Annotated in this window: 18 protein-coding genes; 2 read left to right on the top strand and 16 right to left on the bottom strand. The window is 51.8% G+C overall.

The features are described from left to right. Window positions 1-24 precede the first annotated feature (24 nt). Window positions 25-735, top strand: a complete 711-nt coding sequence (locus KNP76_RS05050) for a GntR family transcriptional regulator (protein WP_211779460.1) — start codon at window positions 25-27, stop codon at window positions 733-735. Window positions 736-781: 46 nt separating this feature from the next. Here KNP76_RS05050 and KNP76_RS05055 read toward each other — a convergent pair whose 3' ends face one another. The 16 genes from KNP76_RS05055 to KNP76_RS05130 all read right to left on the bottom strand — a co-directional run bounded on the left by KNP76_RS05055 (window position 782) and on the right by KNP76_RS05130 (window position 15,265). Beyond that, entirely contained in the window at window positions 782-1,336 is a 555-nt protein-coding gene (locus KNP76_RS05055; protein ID WP_214843186.1) for a suppressor of fused domain protein, read from the bottom strand. A 573-nt stretch (window positions 1,337-1,909) separates the two neighbouring features. Next, window positions 1,910-2,323 carry a CPCC family cysteine-rich protein gene (locus KNP76_RS16030; RefSeq protein ID WP_214843188.1) on the bottom strand — a complete coding sequence of 138 codons (414 nt, stop codon included), beginning with the start codon at window positions 2,321-2,323 and terminating at the stop codon, window positions 1,910-1,912. A gap of 60 nt (window positions 2,324-2,383) precedes the next feature. After that, window positions 2,384-3,757 carry a barstar family protein gene (locus KNP76_RS05065; protein ID WP_251137349.1) on the bottom strand — a complete coding sequence of 458 codons (1,374 nt, stop codon included), beginning with the start codon at window positions 3,755-3,757 and terminating at the stop codon, window positions 2,384-2,386. Continuing rightward, entirely contained in the window at window positions 3,754-4,458 is a 705-nt protein-coding gene (locus tag KNP76_RS05070) for a hypothetical protein (protein WP_214843190.1), read from the bottom strand. The genes KNP76_RS05065 and KNP76_RS05070 overlap by 4 nt, the downstream gene beginning before the upstream one ends. 13 nt (window positions 4,459-4,471) lie before the next feature. After that, complete coding sequence (locus KNP76_RS05075) at window positions 4,472-5,533, bottom strand: DUF58 domain-containing protein (RefSeq protein ID WP_251137350.1); 1,062 nt, start codon at window positions 5,531-5,533, stop codon at window positions 4,472-4,474. A 2-nt stretch (window positions 5,534-5,535) separates the two neighbouring features. Beyond that, entirely contained in the window at window positions 5,536-6,459 is a 924-nt protein-coding gene (locus KNP76_RS05080; protein WP_214843192.1) for an AAA family ATPase, read from the bottom strand. Further along, window positions 6,456-7,193, bottom strand: a complete 738-nt coding sequence (locus tag KNP76_RS05085; protein WP_251137351.1) for a hypothetical protein — start codon at window positions 7,191-7,193, stop codon at window positions 6,456-6,458. Before KNP76_RS05085 ends, KNP76_RS05080 begins: the two co-directional genes overlap by 4 nt. Window positions 7,194-7,390: 197 nt before the next feature. Then, a complete protein-coding gene (locus tag KNP76_RS05090) occupies window positions 7,391-7,843 on the bottom strand; it encodes a DUF3916 domain-containing protein (RefSeq protein ID WP_214843194.1) in 453 nt (150 codons plus the stop codon). Between the two features lie 35 nt (window positions 7,844-7,878). After that, window positions 7,879-8,367, bottom strand: a complete 489-nt coding sequence (locus KNP76_RS05095) for a DinB family protein (protein ID WP_214843197.1) — start codon at window positions 8,365-8,367, stop codon at window positions 7,879-7,881. Window positions 8,368-8,421: 54 nt separating this feature from the next. After that, window positions 8,422-8,919 carry a hypothetical protein gene (locus tag KNP76_RS05100; protein WP_214843202.1) on the bottom strand — a complete coding sequence of 166 codons (498 nt, stop codon included), beginning with the start codon at window positions 8,917-8,919 and terminating at the stop codon, window positions 8,422-8,424. Next, window positions 8,916-9,365 carry a DUF2332 family protein gene (locus KNP76_RS05105; protein WP_251137352.1) on the bottom strand — a complete coding sequence of 150 codons (450 nt, stop codon included), beginning with the start codon at window positions 9,363-9,365 and terminating at the stop codon, window positions 8,916-8,918. The genes KNP76_RS05100 and KNP76_RS05105 overlap by 4 nt, the downstream gene beginning before the upstream one ends. Before the next feature lie 111 nt (window positions 9,366-9,476). Beyond that, the gene (locus tag KNP76_RS05110) at window positions 9,477-10,739 is read right to left on the bottom strand and encodes an NCS2 family permease (RefSeq protein ID WP_214843205.1); all 1,263 of its coding nucleotides are present in this window, start codon (window positions 10,737-10,739) and stop codon (window positions 9,477-9,479) included. A 622-nt stretch (window positions 10,740-11,361) separates the two neighbouring features. Continuing rightward, on the bottom strand, window positions 11,362-12,867 hold the full coding sequence (locus tag KNP76_RS05115; protein ID WP_214843213.1) for a PH domain-containing protein: 1,506 nt from the start codon (window positions 12,865-12,867) through the stop codon (window positions 11,362-11,364). Next, window positions 12,864-13,370 (bottom strand): PH domain-containing protein, encoded by a 507-nt coding sequence (locus tag KNP76_RS05120; RefSeq protein ID WP_214843222.1) that lies wholly within the window; start codon window positions 13,368-13,370, stop codon window positions 12,864-12,866. The genes KNP76_RS05115 and KNP76_RS05120 overlap by 4 nt, the downstream gene beginning before the upstream one ends. Window positions 13,371-13,443: 73 nt before the next feature. After that, window positions 13,444-14,115 (bottom strand): WGR domain-containing protein, encoded by a 672-nt coding sequence (locus tag KNP76_RS05125; protein ID WP_214843224.1) that lies wholly within the window; start codon window positions 14,113-14,115, stop codon window positions 13,444-13,446. Between the two features lie 58 nt (window positions 14,116-14,173). Further along, entirely contained in the window at window positions 14,174-15,265 is a 1,092-nt protein-coding gene (locus KNP76_RS05130) for an FUSC family protein (protein WP_214843226.1), read from the bottom strand. 174 nt (window positions 15,266-15,439) lie between these two features. Here KNP76_RS05130 and KNP76_RS05135 point away from each other — a divergent pair, with 174 nt between their 5' ends. Next, on the top strand, window positions 15,440-16,063 hold the full coding sequence (locus tag KNP76_RS05135; protein ID WP_214843228.1) for an NAD(P)-dependent oxidoreductase: 624 nt from the start codon (window positions 15,440-15,442) through the stop codon (window positions 16,061-16,063). Window position 16,064 lies beyond the last annotated feature (1 nt).

A 16,064-nucleotide genomic window follows, 5' to 3' on the forward strand; every position in this document is an offset into this window, starting at 1 on the left:
TGACAATGTAGATGAGGGACAAGGATGCTAAAATACCAACAGATTGCAGCAGCAATTGAGCAGTACATTAATGATCAGGATTTAAAACAAGGGGATAAGTTGCCCGTACTCGAGCAGTTGATGAGCCAATATGGCGTCAGTAAGAGCACCGTCACGAAGGCGCTCGAGTTGCTTGAACGCCGGGGTGTCATCTTTCAGTTGCGGGGAAGCGGGATCTTCGTCCGACGTCACAACCGCCCGGGCTACATGAGCCTGTTCTCGACGCAAGGGTTTAAAAGCAACCTCGGCGACCGCGTCTTGACGTCGGACGTGCTCGACGTGTCGATCACGAAGCCGAGTGAAGACGTCGCTCGAAACTTAGGGATTGACGTGTCGAATGACGTGTATCGCGTCGAACGAGTCCGCTACGTCGATGGGGAAGTCTTTTGTTACGAGGAGTCGTATTATGTGAAGGCGATCGTGCCCTATTTGAATCGGGAGATTGTCGCCGACTCGATTTTCGACTACGTCCAAAGTGCGCTCGGCGTCACGATCGGGTTTTCCGATATGTATATGCAGGTCGGGCGACTGAACGAGACGGAGGCCGGATATCTTGGTCTGAAAATGGACGACCCGACGCTCCGCATCGAGACGATTTTCCATCTGACGAACGGGAAGCCGTTCGACTACTCACGAATCACCTATCATTACGAGCACTCGCAGTTCGTCGTCCAGGCGAACGGGCCGTACATGTGAAAACACCGCTCGACGCGATTTGCGTGGAGCGGTGTTTTGGTGTGGTTCAGACGAGCGGTTTGCGTTTCAAATCGAGTAACGCATCATCTGTTTTATAAAGTACTTCGTTGAACCGTTCTACCCCGTTCGCTTCGATGAACGCTTCTTCAGATGGGAAGATGGGAATGAACCAGACCGGGACTACGGTTTGCTCGTCCCCTTCATACGCATGAAACGACTCATCAAAATAAAAAGGTTTCGCCACATAGATTGCTGAGAAGTTCAATCGTTTGAAAACGTTCGGGGGGAGTTCGAAATACTCACCGAGTTTGAAGGCGTGATGTGTCTCGAGCGCATGCGTCGTTAATTGCCACAGCAACTCGAGCACGTCTTCATAGGAACGTTTTTGCTTGAAGCTCAATAGGAGCTCTTGATGTGTCTGTGTGCCGTCCTCGTTTTGCAACGTATGCCAATGAAGGCCTAGCGTCGAGATGGTATACGAATCGGTCGTAGGACTGTTATTGAACTGCAAGAACTGCACGGCCTGCTCTAACAAATCGTCCGTCTCGAATTGATTCGTGAATTCTCCACAGTGGGATTCAAGGTGTTCTAAATAATCCAATGGTTCCTCCTACTTTCTTTTAAGTGGTAGTGCTACATATGCGACTTTGTTGAGTCAAATAGTTATACGCATCCGAATCGACTGCGCATATTTTCTGAATATAGTTTAAACAATCAGATTCGCTAGGAAACGTGTGAGGCGTTAGTATGATGTCACACGCGGCCATGGCGACATGATGCAGGAGTTGTTCGACAACTTCAAACACTTCAGCTATGAGCTCTAGACCCAAGCTAATGTTTGGGGTCACAAGATAACTGACATGAATCACGTTGTCCTTCGGTTCAAAAAAAGGCGTCTCATGTTCGGAAAGCCATGGGTAATCGCTAAGTTCACTTGGCCTTCTCTCATCTTTGATGACAAGGAACGTATCCGTCTCATTACGCCGTACTCGCCAAACTTCACAATCGATTGAGTTAAATTCTCTAAATAAGTTCAAGCCAATCCCCCTCGGGCATACTCTCGACATACAGTTCGATATTCAGAAGTTGTTCTGTCACTCAAAAATGCCGCATACGATTAGTGAGGTAAAATCTTACGGCATGATACGCTGTATCGTTTTCGAAACAACTTTTATTAATCAGACTGCCCAAATTCACCACCACACGTCCATCCATTCAGCTTTAACATTTTTTCAAACTGTTCATTGAATCGATTGATATCAACATCCTTATTCTTTTTTCGGTGTCGAACTATACCGTTGATGAATAGTGAGGGGGACCTCGACGGAGTCGTTTCCCAAACAGGTTTCCATGCCGCGTCCTTTTCATATTCTCTCGATGGACGAGCGCCGACCAACTGTTCCTCGGAAACCCCAAAACGAATCACATTCCGTTGACCCGTTCGTAACGAAACAACGTTTGCGCCTCCCCAAACGTCGGGATCTACACCATCATCCTCCCAAAAACAGTTCGGACAAATCAAAAACGTTCCTGGCGGCTTCTCTTCCATCGTTTTGTACCCGCAACAGATACACGTATATGTTTCCATTTATACAGCTCCAATTCGTAAAAATATGCAACAAGCAATATAAAAGCACCTCTTACTACTTCAAAACCGTTTAACCGAACCGTTCACATGGTCGAGAAAATGATACACATCGTCCGCATCATGCGCCAGTACGAAGTTTCCAAAGATATGAGGATGGAATTCTCCTAGAAATGTCTCGAGTGACTGTACAGGTGTAGTTGATGAAAAAGACTGCCGAAACCTTTTTGCTTTTGGAATCTTTAATTGAGGTAACAACGTTTCTTCAATCAACTTCTCCCATGCTGCGTCATGTAGCGTCAATCGATAGACCGTCTCGCTTAGAGCAATTGTACCACCGAAACAGAACGTCAATTCAATCGGATACGCACCACGTGTCACGTGACGAAAAAACGTGTCGTAATCCGCTGTATCGATCGATTCAACGGATTCAATATTCGTCCCTTGAAGTGTCAGCCCCTCACGGTAATAGCTTACCAACCAATCCGTCTCATTTGAGAACGTGACAACGTCTTGGCAATGTTCGTCACGGGAAAGTGTCAGCCATGGGGCAATCGACTCATGATTATGAACGATTCCGAATGTGACAGACTCCTCTTCTAAGCGTTCAAACGAGAAACGATGTCTCTTTGGTAACCGTACCGAAGTCTTCCGTTCCACGCGTAACGGGAAAGCTTCTCCGGTGAGATGTCGGTAGATCAGGCGATTTGCTTCTCCCTCTTTTAATGCCTGGCTCGGTAAAATCAGCATCTCTGTCTGATGATAGATAATTCGACACGGTTTCAAGTCCGGCTCGTTCTCGTAGTCCGTAAAACATTTTGCGAGAGCGTCCGCCGCCTCAGGCAAACGTTGCTCAAACTCCGTCCAACCGTGTAGCTCCACAATGTCCGGCAATCCGTTCTCATCGGTGATGACGTCCCAAAATGCGTCCCAGTTCATGCCATAGTGCGAAGGGAATTGTAACTGTTCGTTCAACAGTTCATGCAGCTCGGTTTCCGTCGCGATGTTTGAGACGTCTAGCGTCACACGAGTGACTCGGTCATTCTGTTTACACACCTCGCTCGGATGCATCCAGACATACACCTTCTCGACGACCCCAGATGCAGTGACATCGACGTAGACATCACGGGTGAACGGATGCAAGACGAGGTAACGTAGCATCGTTGCATCCGTGAAACCCTCAACGATTTGTATATCACCTGGATGAAACGAGAAGATGTCAGCAGCTTGTCGACGAACCGTACGATACTTGTCATCAAGTTCTTGATTGTAGACGCGGTCGAATTCATTACGGTCGACTTTCCATAACGTCCCATCGTTCGAACTTGATAAGCGTATCGTCTTTTGTTCAAACGCATCTGAGTGCATCGCGTGTCGCCGTACAAAGAAAGCCGTGGCCGCATCGACTTCATGCAACCACGGACGTTTTAAAGTCATCTTTTTCCTCGCCTCCTGTATAAAAGATAACCAATCGGGAGACCCGCCAACAATGCGAGGCCAAGCATACGATACGATGTTGGCTCTGTCGTCTGAGCCTTCCCCGCCCCACCCACGAGACCATCCTCCACGGAACCTTGATCGTTTGAACGTGTCTCGACCAAGAGTTTCTGATACATCTCGAGCGTGATCGTGTCTCCGGCGATGAGCCGTTTCGCATCGGTCGTCAAGGCGGTCAGCGTCTCCCCATCATAGTCAAACCAGGCGTTCTCTCGCGCGGAATGGACCAATGTACCGGACACATCGGCTAAGGCGACGGCCAACTCGTCACCATACCCGAACGTGGAGAAGGCAAAGACGCCTGGCTCTTGCTCGTACGTACCGATGACGTTTCTCGCTTCTCCGTCTTGTAGGACGGCCGAGACGTATTCTTTACTTGAGACGAACGTACACGCGTCATCTGGCGAATAACAGGATTGTGCGGCCATCATCACTTCGTGCAGTGGACCGAACGAGATGGTGCGACTTTCCGTCAAGTGATAGTTACTCGGATTGTCTCCTTCGATATGATCAAGGACGATCGACTCGAAATGTGTTTCTGCAAACTGCTCTGCTGACCGTTCTGTCGGCGCGGCCATGGCTGACGTAGTACCGAGCGTGAAGAGTCCGGCTAAAGCGAATGATGTGATCAGGCGAAACATGTCATAACTCCTTTCAACCGACAACGATCCGGTTCAGCAGTGACGCGTCAATCCGAATCACTTCCGCATGCGGATGCTTCTGTCGCTCGATGATTTGATTGAACCGTTTCGAAGCGACGAATCGATCGGATTCGTGGACCCACGCCAAACGTACGAGGGCGAGGCGCAATTGTTTGCGACCGTCACTCATCCGCAGGTGGTCAATCTGATTATCGGCGTCTAACCGATTGATGAACAGCTCGACTTTACAATCTTCCTTCACCAAATAGGATACCAGATAAGCGGCTTGTTGAATCAACTCTTCGTAACGCCCGTGGAGGCCATTCCCGAGCGGACCGCTCAAGTCGAGTGCGAGTGTGAACGTATCGAGGTTTTGGCGTTGAAACACTTTCGCCTGCAGCTTCCCTGTCTTCGCTGTCGCGACCCAGTCGATTTGTTTGACCGGCTCTTGCTCGTACCGTTTTGTGCTTTGCATCATCAACGGGTCATTGAGCGGTGAATGTTTGACGAGTCGGTCTCCCATCCGAACAAGGCGCGAGTCGAATCGGTTCTGTCTCGTGATGGACGGAAGGATGATCCAGGACGGAAGCGTAAAACCGGTGAGGAAGATGGTGCCGAGCCAAAACGGTAGCTTAAACTGAAGAGTGCATTCTTCGATTTGGACGGGACCTCGTCGCTTCGCGTGGATTGAAAGCAAATAGCTCGATTCATGACGAAGCTGTAAGGTGTGCACGGACTGATCTTCGTCAAACGTCAAGCCGTGCCCCGTGACCAGACGGATTGATGTCGGGATCCCGAGCGTCTCAAGTTGCTCGATGCCTGTCACGTCCATCTTGAGTGAGACGCAATCATTCACGAACAACAACTGCTCCTTTTGATGGAACGACAAGCCTGTCACCCCGACGATTTGCTTCGTCAGCCATTTTCGTACGAGCATCAGCCCGAGAATCACGCCAGCCAGGTAAGCGAACGGCCAGACGTAGGGGAACCAGACGAAGAAGACGAGTATCCCTGTGTAGGCTGGCCAAAGCTTTTCATCTAAAAGGGACGGTGTACTGACTTCGACCTGTCGCATCCTCACACCTTCTCGACCGGGACGTCGACGCGCTCCAAGATGTCGGCGAGGACGGCCCGTTTCGTTGATTTCACGTCTCCTTCGAGCGTGAGCGTCAACCGATGCGCGAGGACATGCGTCGCGACGGCTTGGACATCTTCTGGCGTCACGAAGCGACGATTCTCGATGTAGGCATACGCCTGAGACGCCTTGACGAGGGCGAGTGTCGCACGAGGGCTGGCCCCGACTTCGACGAGCGGATGGTTCCGCGTCTCTTGGATGAGGGCGAGTAGATAGGTCACGACGTCCTCATGGATGCGAACCACCTCGACTTCTTGCTGTGCCGCTAAAAACGTTTCGGACGACATGAGAGCATGGACGGCGTGGCGTGTCTTCGAGATCGTCTGTAAAATCAGTTGCCGTTCTTCCGCCGCCTCGGGATAGCCGACTTGGAGCGACATCAAGAAGCGGTCGAGTTGTGCGTCCGGCAAGGCGAACGTCCCTGCCGACTCGATCGGATTCTGTGTCGCGATGACGAAGAACGGTTCCGGCAGTTGATACGTGACCCCGCCAATCGACACTTGCCGCTCTTCCATCGCCTCGAGTAACGCCGACTGTGTCCGAGGGACGGCCCGGTTGACCTCGTCAATCAAGAGGATATTCGTGAAGATTGGACCCGTCCGATTCTCGAACGTCTGCGTCTGCACGTTGAAGAAGTCAGCGCCGATGATATCACTTGGAAGCAGGTCGGCCGTGAACTGGATCCGTGTGAACTCGGCCTCGAAGCTCTTCGCGATGCTTTTGGCGAGAAGCGTCTTCCCCGTGCCTGGGACGTCCTCTAACAAGATGTGTCCGTTCGCGAGTAGCGCCGTGCAACATAGGCGCGTGATGTCAGGTTTTCCAAGATAGATTTGGTCGAGTTGTTCGAGCACGCGTGTGATGGTCATAAGGGTGGCTCCTTTTCTAGGCGAAGTAAGTGGGCATCGAGTTGCTGTTTGAACGCTTCTTCCCGTTGTGGCGTGATTTCGACTTGGTCATACCGGGTCTCTAAATAGCTCAAAAGTGAAGCGTCGAGCTGGATACGATTCGCCCAAGCAGATAACGTCTCGAACGGCCGTCGTCGTTGTTGTGGCGGCAGCGCTTGCTCAAATTGAATTAGATGTTGCCGCAACGGGGAATCCGGCAACGGATGGATTGAGCGTGGGGACTGCTCGAACCTTTCTTCTGGTTCTTGACTTGAGTGGTTCACTTCGTCTGTCGATACGGAGCCACTCAGTTTTTTGTTGAGACGTCGCCTACGCCACAACCATGCGCCAATTAACAGAAGGCTAGCGCTAAGAATGTATGGTAACAACGATAGGCGATCGGCTTCGTCATTGGATGGTTCCCCATATGACGGAGACAAGTCATCCGAATTTCCTCTCGGTGTGCCACCTTCCTCATCCGATGGTCCAACAATGCGCCCACTTCCAGAAGACTTAGACGCAGAATCTTCGTCAGCGCCACCGCCGCACCAACGATTGGTGTCAACCACTTCGATAATCCCAAACAACTTTCGCTTGTCGTGACAGTCCGTCACCCAGCTCGTGATAGGGCTCCCGGAAATATCCAATCCTTTAAAGTATGTATATGCGGCTTGACCTGAGAATGAAATGAGTGCGACAACCAGTAACGAAATCAAAACCGTGGATATAAACAGGGCTTTGGCCTTTCTCATATAACGATCCGTCTGTGAAACTGTTGATTCGACCGCATCCGATGTCACGGCTCCCTTCATTCATCGATTCCATTTAATCCTTTTTATGGAAAATGGATTTGAAAGGATTATAGCATATAGTTTGATAGAATATTTAGTCTTTTCATAAAAAAGTCGCCCGCTTATTGAACGAGCAACCATACTTCCCCGCTATATGTATAATCATCGTCTTGAATCCGCTCATGGAACCGATGTACCTCGACGTCCGCCGGAAGGTTGAACCGCTGTAGGCACATCGAGTCGACAGGCAAGCGCGTCCACGTCTGCTCGGACGTATCGCGTTCCATGAACACCTTTAGTCGTGCGTCGCTTTCGAATACGAGAAGTTCGGACTGCCAGAGCGTCGGCAGGTCAATCAAGACGACGACCCGGTACTGTTTATCTTCTCGGAGATGCACAAGCCGAGCTCCCCCTTCTAGCATCGCCTCGATGACGGCTTGCTGGATTCGGCTGTTCTCCTCGATTGATAGTAAGAACGATTGATCGATTGGAATTTTGCTACGCCAATACCCGTCATGGAACGTCGTCGGAAACGAATGGGTCTGTTCTGCGATATCCAAACGCAACCATTTCAACCTTCGTCTGACGTCTCGTACTTTCGTTCTTCTCTTCAAGACGTCGCCCCTAAAACTCGGTCGACTTGCTGCTGATGGTAACGGTCATGTTCGATGAACTCGGTGACGATATAGGCAAGTGTGTACGGAACACCTTGGTGCGGGCAATGGGTCGCCCCGTTTGCCGTCGTGTGCATTGTCATCGTCTCGTGACGAAGTGACGTCAGCCCTTCTATAAGTGAACTCCGACTCGTTTTGGCTAACTGGAGCACCTTTTCTCCAGAGAGACGTTTCGCTTTTTGGGTCGCGCGCGCGTTAAACGAGTCGAACTCGGGGAAGATCATCCCTTCCCCGTTTTTGACGGCCGGGATGATGACGTTCAACAGATGGTTGTCCCAATGGGCGATGTGCAGGACGATTGCTTTGATTGACCATTTGTCGGTCGCAATCGGTTTCTCCCACGTCGATTCATCCAATTCCGTTAGCGTGTTAAGCCATGCTGTATAGGATTCAAACTCGTCGATGACGTCTGAAGTGTTAGTCATGAAAATGTCCTCCTTGATTTATTAAGTAAAGAATTCGCTCATATTCTATCTCATCTATTCCGATTCAAATAACCCTTCCGTACGATTATATTCCTCTAAACTTCGCCAACCGGGGAAAGTTTGACGGAATCGCTCGCTTACGTCCTCAACTTGGCTGAGCATTAAAACAAATGTTGAGTCCCAAAAGATCAATTCACACATAGCATCCGGATGCTGAACACGGGGTGACTCGATCCATAGATCACTATTCCCGTCTGCGAACGGATGGACGATTAGATCGTTTAACGTGATGGACGTCTTTCGTTCAAACGCCGTGAATACTCCCCAAATGACGTATAGGTTTGTGTGTTGGACAAGTTCGAGTAGACGTTCACCTTTTATCCAGTAGGCCGCTCCCTCCTCAAGTTCTTGAATCTCTTCGAAATACTTTAACGAGTCATTTGAGATTACGGCGTCGAGGTCCGTCACCAACCAATTATAGTTGGTGACTTGTAAACAAAGAGCATCCATGACTTCTTGAATGGAAACGAATCGCTCGATAATCGTATTCATGTCAATACAGCCTCATCTTTTAACAACCATCTGAACCATCTGCCGTGCCCGTCCGTCTCCGCAATCGTCTGCTCTCGTTTGACACCGTTCACGTATTCGTCCAGATGCAAGTCTTTGTCTTGGATGTTGTTGGAGAGATGGAAAACGTCTCTCGTCTGGCCAATTTCTTCGACCACGTTCAATGATTCGGTTACGGGCTTAGCGTCGCGCACTATACTCGGGTAGTAGTCTGTTAGCGGGTGGTCATACCCTTGCATCAGCAAATAATGGACCGCACCGAACAATAAGTTCGGGACCGGTTGACCGTCCCTCGCCACGTTACAGAGTTCAAGCAGTTCGTCGTCCTGCGAGATGTGAAGCGATAACGATTCATAGAGCGGGCTCGAGTCCCGGCATTCTCTCTCAGCAAACGTCGCAAACTTTTGAGACAATTTAGATGTCGTCAAATCAAATCCTCTCCTCACACGTGTTTCATGCATACTACTTCCCGTGTAAGTCATGTGACTCCTTTTTATCCATACAAAAAAACGGCACCGCATACACGGTACCGCCCGATCTTACAGCCAGACTGGTAAAGAAAAGAAAACGAGGAACAAGACGGTCAAGACACCGACGACCGGACTGAGCGACCGATAGCCCTTCTTGAACAAGACAATCATCGTATAGGCGATGAAGCCGAGCCCGATCCCATCGACGATGGAATACGTGAACGGGATCATGATGATGACGAGAATCGCCGGGAAGGCATGCTCCCAATTGTCGAGCGGAAGATGCTTCACGTTCTGGAACATCATCATACCGATGATAATCAACACCGGCGCGATCGCCGTCACTGGGATGATCGCGAACAGCGGCAACAACAAGAGCGAGACGACATAAAGCCCTGACGTGACGAACGAGGCGATGCCGCCCCGGGCCCCGACCGAGATGCCGGCCGCGACCTCGACCGTCGAGACGGTCGGGCTCGAGCCGAACAGTGCACCGGCCATCGTCGACAGTCCTTGCGCGACGAGCCCTTTCGGTGCGTCCGCATCCTTATCAATCGCCCGTGTCTGGTTCTGAATCAAGCTGATATTCTCAATCAGCAAGACGAGCGTCAACACGCCGACGGCGACGAGGAAGAGCGGCGACATCGATTCGGTGAACGAGACACTTCCGAATACGGTGCCGAACGACTCGAAGAACGGTGTGAGCGCGAACTCACCGGTCCAGTCAAGCGTGCCCATGACGGCGCTCAAGCCGACGCCGAACGCGATCGTCCAAAGGAAACTGCTCGGTCCCATCTTCAAAAAGAGCAAGATGGCGACGAAGAGGGTCAAGAACGCGACCTGTACCGGCCGTTCCCCGAGGTCTCCAATGTGAAGCAGAGCCCCACCGCCGCCCGAGACGATCCCCGCCGCCTCGAGGCCAATTAAGATGAGGAACAGGCCGAGCCCGACCGTCAATCCGTCATGAATAATTGGCGGGAACGCGTTCGCGAGTTTCCTCGCCACCTTCGTCACCGTCAACAGGACGACGAGCGCCCCCGAGACGAACGAAACGGCGAGCGCGCCTTGCCAGCTCAGTCCCATCTGTAGGACGAGCGTGTACGTGAACAACGCATTGATGCCCATCCCCGGTAATAGGAGCAGTGGCAAGTTGAAAAGCCCTGCGATGAACGTTCCGATGATGCTTGTCAAAATCGCTCCGACGAGCGCTCCCTCGAACGGGAGTCCGGCTTGTGTCAAGATTGCCGCGTGCACGGCCGGGATGTATGCTGTCGCCAGAAAATTCAGCACGCCCCCGTATGTTTCTGTTTTCCATTCTGTTTGTTTTGCCATAGGAATCAATCCTTTATTGGCACCCTCACCCACCCATGTGGTTATACACACGAGGTTGATTATATCCTGTCTGACTTCTGACATGCAAGCGAATGTTGACTCAATTCTATCTTTCGACCCACTCGTGAGACCTACTCCGCCTAAAGCTTCATTTTCTAAAATAAGAACAAACGTTCCTGTTTTTAGCATCTTTTTTGAAGAGAATCTGCTATAATGAAGGGGCAGGTTAACGCAGCAATAGTGGGGTCAGCCGCCAAGTCCACAATGGAGGAAGGCGGTGGTGCGGATGGAACAGCTTTGGACCTGGATCGGCGATTACGTAATCCTCCCGATCCTCGCTCCGATTATCGTTCACTTGGTAATCCACCAATCATCCGATCGTGCAACGTCTGAACGCACAAAAAAATGACCCCCTCGGCGCAATGAGATGGGTCACTTTCTGATTCACTAACCATTGTGGCGGCTGGGCCACTCTTGAAGTGGTAGCCTGTAAGCCAGAGGCCGGTGTATCGAGCACCGGTCTCTTTCTACTTGCATCATACCATATCTGTTCCCGGTTTTCAGTAACGGAAACGCGAAAATTGTGAATCGAATCGCACAAATGGGACACACCGGGCCATCTTTAGCCCGGTGTTTTCATGTTTTCTACGTTGTAGCGCGAGAACCAGTCAAGCATGGCGTCCGCTTCTCGTTTCGGGATGTCCTCAATCGACTCGATGGACAACAGACCACCGCGCGTCGACAAGACGACGTTACAAAGCCCAAAACGACGCTGCAACCAGGACTGGGTCACGTGAATCTGTTCGATGCGGGGTTTGTCCGTCACGAACGAGCGCACGTTGAACGCCCCCGTCCGTAATTGGATGAATGCCCCGTTCCGCGCATAGCGGGTCGTATAGTAGCTGAGTACACGCCCGCCGACGATGAGCGTCCATAACAAGAGGAGCCACCACGCGTATTCGCGGAAGAAATAGACGACAATCCCGGTGACGATCACACCGAACCAGCTGATGCGCATCAGCTTGATCACAAGCGAGCGTTTCGGCAAGCGATGGAGCGTGTCGGCCCAGGCGAACTGGCTGAAGTGTTCGTTCAGCACCGCCATCGCCTTATCCCGTTTGACGAACGGGAGAATCGTCGACGACTCGTCTTTCAACTCGTCCATCGTCCCGGCCGCGACGAGCTCGACGCCGATGATGTTGAACCAGCGCCGGATGAACGTCTCCTTGATGCGAATCGCTTGAATCTTCTCGTACGGAATCTCTTTGGCCGACCGGTTCAATAAACCTTTCTCGACCCGGATACGGTCACCCCTACGTTCGAGGACGAAGTTCCCATACTTCAAGAAGTTGATCACCGTACCGATGACGACCGACAAGAACAAGATGGAGAGGACGAGCACGCCGATCGCGATCACCGAGGCGCTGATGACCCAGTCCCCGATTTGGTCGAACGTGCCATCGAGGTTGATGAAGTCGTCGATGTACGTGATGATCGTCGAGGCGACCGGGAAGATGGCGAACACGGACAGCGACGTGAGCGAGGCAATCAAAATCTCGCGGGTCGATAGCGTATATAGACGAACGCCCGGCGGTTTCTCGATCGTCACCGACTTCTCCGTGCTTCCTTCCTCCGTTTCGCTCGATTCGGCCGAGGCCTCGAGCCGTCGACGTCTCGACTGGTCGAGCACGTCCTCGAGCCGTTTCGCCTCACTCGGGAAGACGCCTGCAAGTTTGAACGAGGCGTCGTCACTGTTCGCATTCGTATCGAACGTCAATTCGACGACGCCGAGCAACCGGTAAAAGAACGGGCTGTTCGAATGGACACTCTGAATCTTATAGAGCGGCAGCGACTTCTCTTGCTTCATCCAGTTCCCTTCGATGACGTACATCGTCTTCTCGTCCAAGGCATATCGGAAGTTGCGCCATCCGAAAAACTTTTGCAGCAAGTCGAACCCGATGAACAGGAGCACGGCGACGCGAAGGATGATGCCAAACGTCGTCTCCCAGTCGTTGTTCAAGACGAACAAGATGACGATCGGGATGGCGAACGACTTCAGCATGTCGACGATGCGTAGGACGAGCACCCGTGTCGGAAGCCGATGCCACGTGAGCGACGCTTCGGTCATACGACATCCTCCTCTTCGATGCGGGCGTAGACGGCGATCTGTTCGCGGAGCGTCTTCGCGAACGATTCATCGATGGCGTAAATCTCATGTGAGCCGGCAGCCGTACCGATTGTGATCGTCTGAAGGCCGAATTTCCGAAGGAGCGGTCCTTGTTTGGCGTGCACGTATTGTACTTTCGTCATCGGGATTAAGACATCATGTGTCGTGATGATGCCGTGATGAAGTCTGATTTCGAGCGGTTGGACGAGATACGTGAAGCGCTCTTGTTTCCACTTTTGGAAGACGATGATGTCGACTAGGCTGTAGATGACCGCAATCGCCAGTAACCCATAAGCGGTGGCTTCGAGCCAACCTGGCCAGTCGAACCAGACGGCCGCGAATACAAGCGCACCCGTGATGATCAAACCGATCACATAAAAGATGGCACTCGATAAGCGGAACACGGTTCTCGCCTCGACCGGCAATGTACCGCTGATGGGTGATGCTGTTTCAATCTCTGACATTGGTGTTTCCCCCTATCCGTTCGGACGTTCGTCCGTCTCTCTCTTTAGTATACGCCGTTTTCTGAAAAAAGTTTCAATCTGACACGGGGAAAGCGGCAAGCTGTTCGTTGATTAACTGGAACCGGTGCACATCCTCAGGCTCGACTTCGTCGACAATCGTCGTTAATGCTTCGTGAGCGGAACGTTTTAACGCATCCGTGATTCGCCCAGTCAGCTTGATTGAAGCGAACGCACTTGCGAGGATGACGACGTCACATGCGAAGCGGTCCCCGTTTTGCATCCAGTCTTCGGGCGTCGAGATGTCTTCTTCAAGCCAGTCCGATAGAATCGCATACGCCCCTTCCAAAAAATCGAGGTCTCGGTCTTTTCGAAGCGCTTCTCCAAACATATCGAGGACATCGGCCCCTTCATCGCTCCCGAACGGCGCGAATTCGTCCGTGCAGTCCAAATAGAAGTCTTCTTGGAAATGTAGCATGAACGCCGGGTGGGCCGTCAGCGGATGCGGCCCAATCTCCGGGTCGTCGACGTAAAGATGGGTGTCCCAGTCGTACTCGACCTCGACGTACCCTTTTTTCAGTTTTTGACGGACGAGCTTGTCCGCTTCTTTCTTGCACGCTTCTTCCGTATCGAACGATTTCAGCTGGACTTTCCCGATTGTGCCGCGTTTTCCGTATTGGACGACGAACTCGTCCGTGCCGACACGGATGTTCCAGAATTTTGTGGTGTGTTGTAAGTAGGTCTGCATCTTGTTCTCCTTATGTAACGACATAGCTTAAGTATACAAAAAACCGCTCGAGAGCGGTTTAGTCTTCAAAGAACCACTTCTTGCGCGGTTCTACTTTCAAGTTGTCGCCATGTTTCTTCATCTCGGTGATAAGATAACGTTCAAGCTCGTTCATCGCCTTGACCCAGTCCGTCATCGTCGCGACGAGCGGGACGACGGTCAGGATCAAGTCTTCCTCTTCGTCTCGCATCTTCTCAATCATCAGCTTGGCGAAGTCGAAGTTCTCATGGATGAGGTCCTCTTCCCGATCGATGATGTGCTCGTTCTCGAGTTCATACGCTGAGAATAGGCGCTCATGTCGTCTGAGCAAATGGCGTACATGTCGCAACAGTTCTTCTTCGAGCTGAGGTGGCAAATGTTCGAGCGTTAGAAAATCGTCATGCAGCTTGTCGAGCACGTGGATGGCGGCACTGTTCGTGTTAATCATCTTCGACTTCAAGACGGCCCGGCGATAAATCGGCGTCTTTTTCTCGAGCCAGCGATTCGCTTTAATCTCTTCCTCGAAGAAGTCGTAGGTCGTCTTCGAACCGCGATGTTTCTTCTTCGTTTCTTCGAGTGATTCGAACGAGGAACGCCCTCCGTCCGTCTCGGAGAATAGACGCGCGATGCGGACGGCCATTTGGAACACCGTCGTGATCTCGTCCTCGAGCTTCCGTTCATAGCGTGGCGGGAACAACAGTGCGTTGACGAGAAGCGCGACCGTGATCCCCATCATGATGAGTAAGTATCGTTCCCCGGCGAACATCCAAATCGGCATGTCCGATTGGCTCGCCCCTTCCATGATCAAGATCGTCGTCAAGATGACGGTCCGTGTCGTCGACTCGAGATTCAAGAACAAAAGAATCGAGATAGCGATGATAATGACGACGCCGATGGCAATCGGGGTCGGGTTCGGCGTCAACAGTAACGAGAAGACGGCAAGTAGCGCCCCGATCAAGTTCCCCTTCATCTCTTCTAAAAACCGGAGTCCCGTCTGATAAACGGACGGAAGTAACGCGAGCGAGGCGGCGAGCGCCGGTACAACGATTTGTTGAAACTGAAACGCCTCGGCGATCAATAACACCAAGGCGACCGAAATCCCGGTTTTGATGGTTCTAGCTCCAAATCTCATGCGGTGTCGACAGCGAACTGTCTTCCTCCCTTATACACGTCTTGTTTTTTTGTATCCTTCTTGTCACGGGTTCAAACATACGAACAAATGGAGCCGTCAAGCGCTGTTTCGAGAGCGCTTCCGTGGTATGATGGCGGTGGATATTTTCTTTCATCTTGATGGGGAGGGGTTTACTTGTCAACCATTGCTTTATTTGGAGGGAGCGGCCGCACGGGGATGCGGTTGCTCGAGAAATTAGTAGAAGCCGGTCATGAGGTGCGACTCTTGTCACGTCGACCGATCGAATCACGTGAAGGGGTCACGGTCATCGTCGGAGATGCGACCGATTTGAGCGCGGTCACGGAGACGGTGCAGCATGCGGACGTCGTCTTCTCGGCGCTCGGCACCGACAAGCAAAATGTCTTGTCGCGCTTCACCCCGCTCGTGATTGAGGCGATGCGAGAAGTTGGCGTCACCCGTATCATCACGGTCGGGACGGCCGGGATATTGCAGGCACACGACACGGACGCGTACCGTTTCGAGACACGCGAATCGAAACGGACGATGACGACGGCTGCCGAGGACCACGCCCATGCGTATGAGTTGCTCCGCGACTCAGATCTCGACTATACGGTCGTCTGCCCGACGCAATTGATTGACGAGCCGTCAGGTGGGGACATCGTCATTACACCAGACGAACTCGGGACGCTTCATTCTGGCCCGATTTCACGCGATGACGTCGCCGATCTCGTCGTCAAGGCGTGGGAAGAAAACAACTATATAGGGCACCGTGTCGGAATCACGACGGAGTCACGATGAG

Origin of the sequence: Exiguobacterium sp. s150 (assembly GCF_018618435.1) — a bacterium.
Lineage (GTDB): Bacteria > Bacillota > Bacilli > Exiguobacteriales > Exiguobacteriaceae > Exiguobacterium > Exiguobacterium alkaliphilum.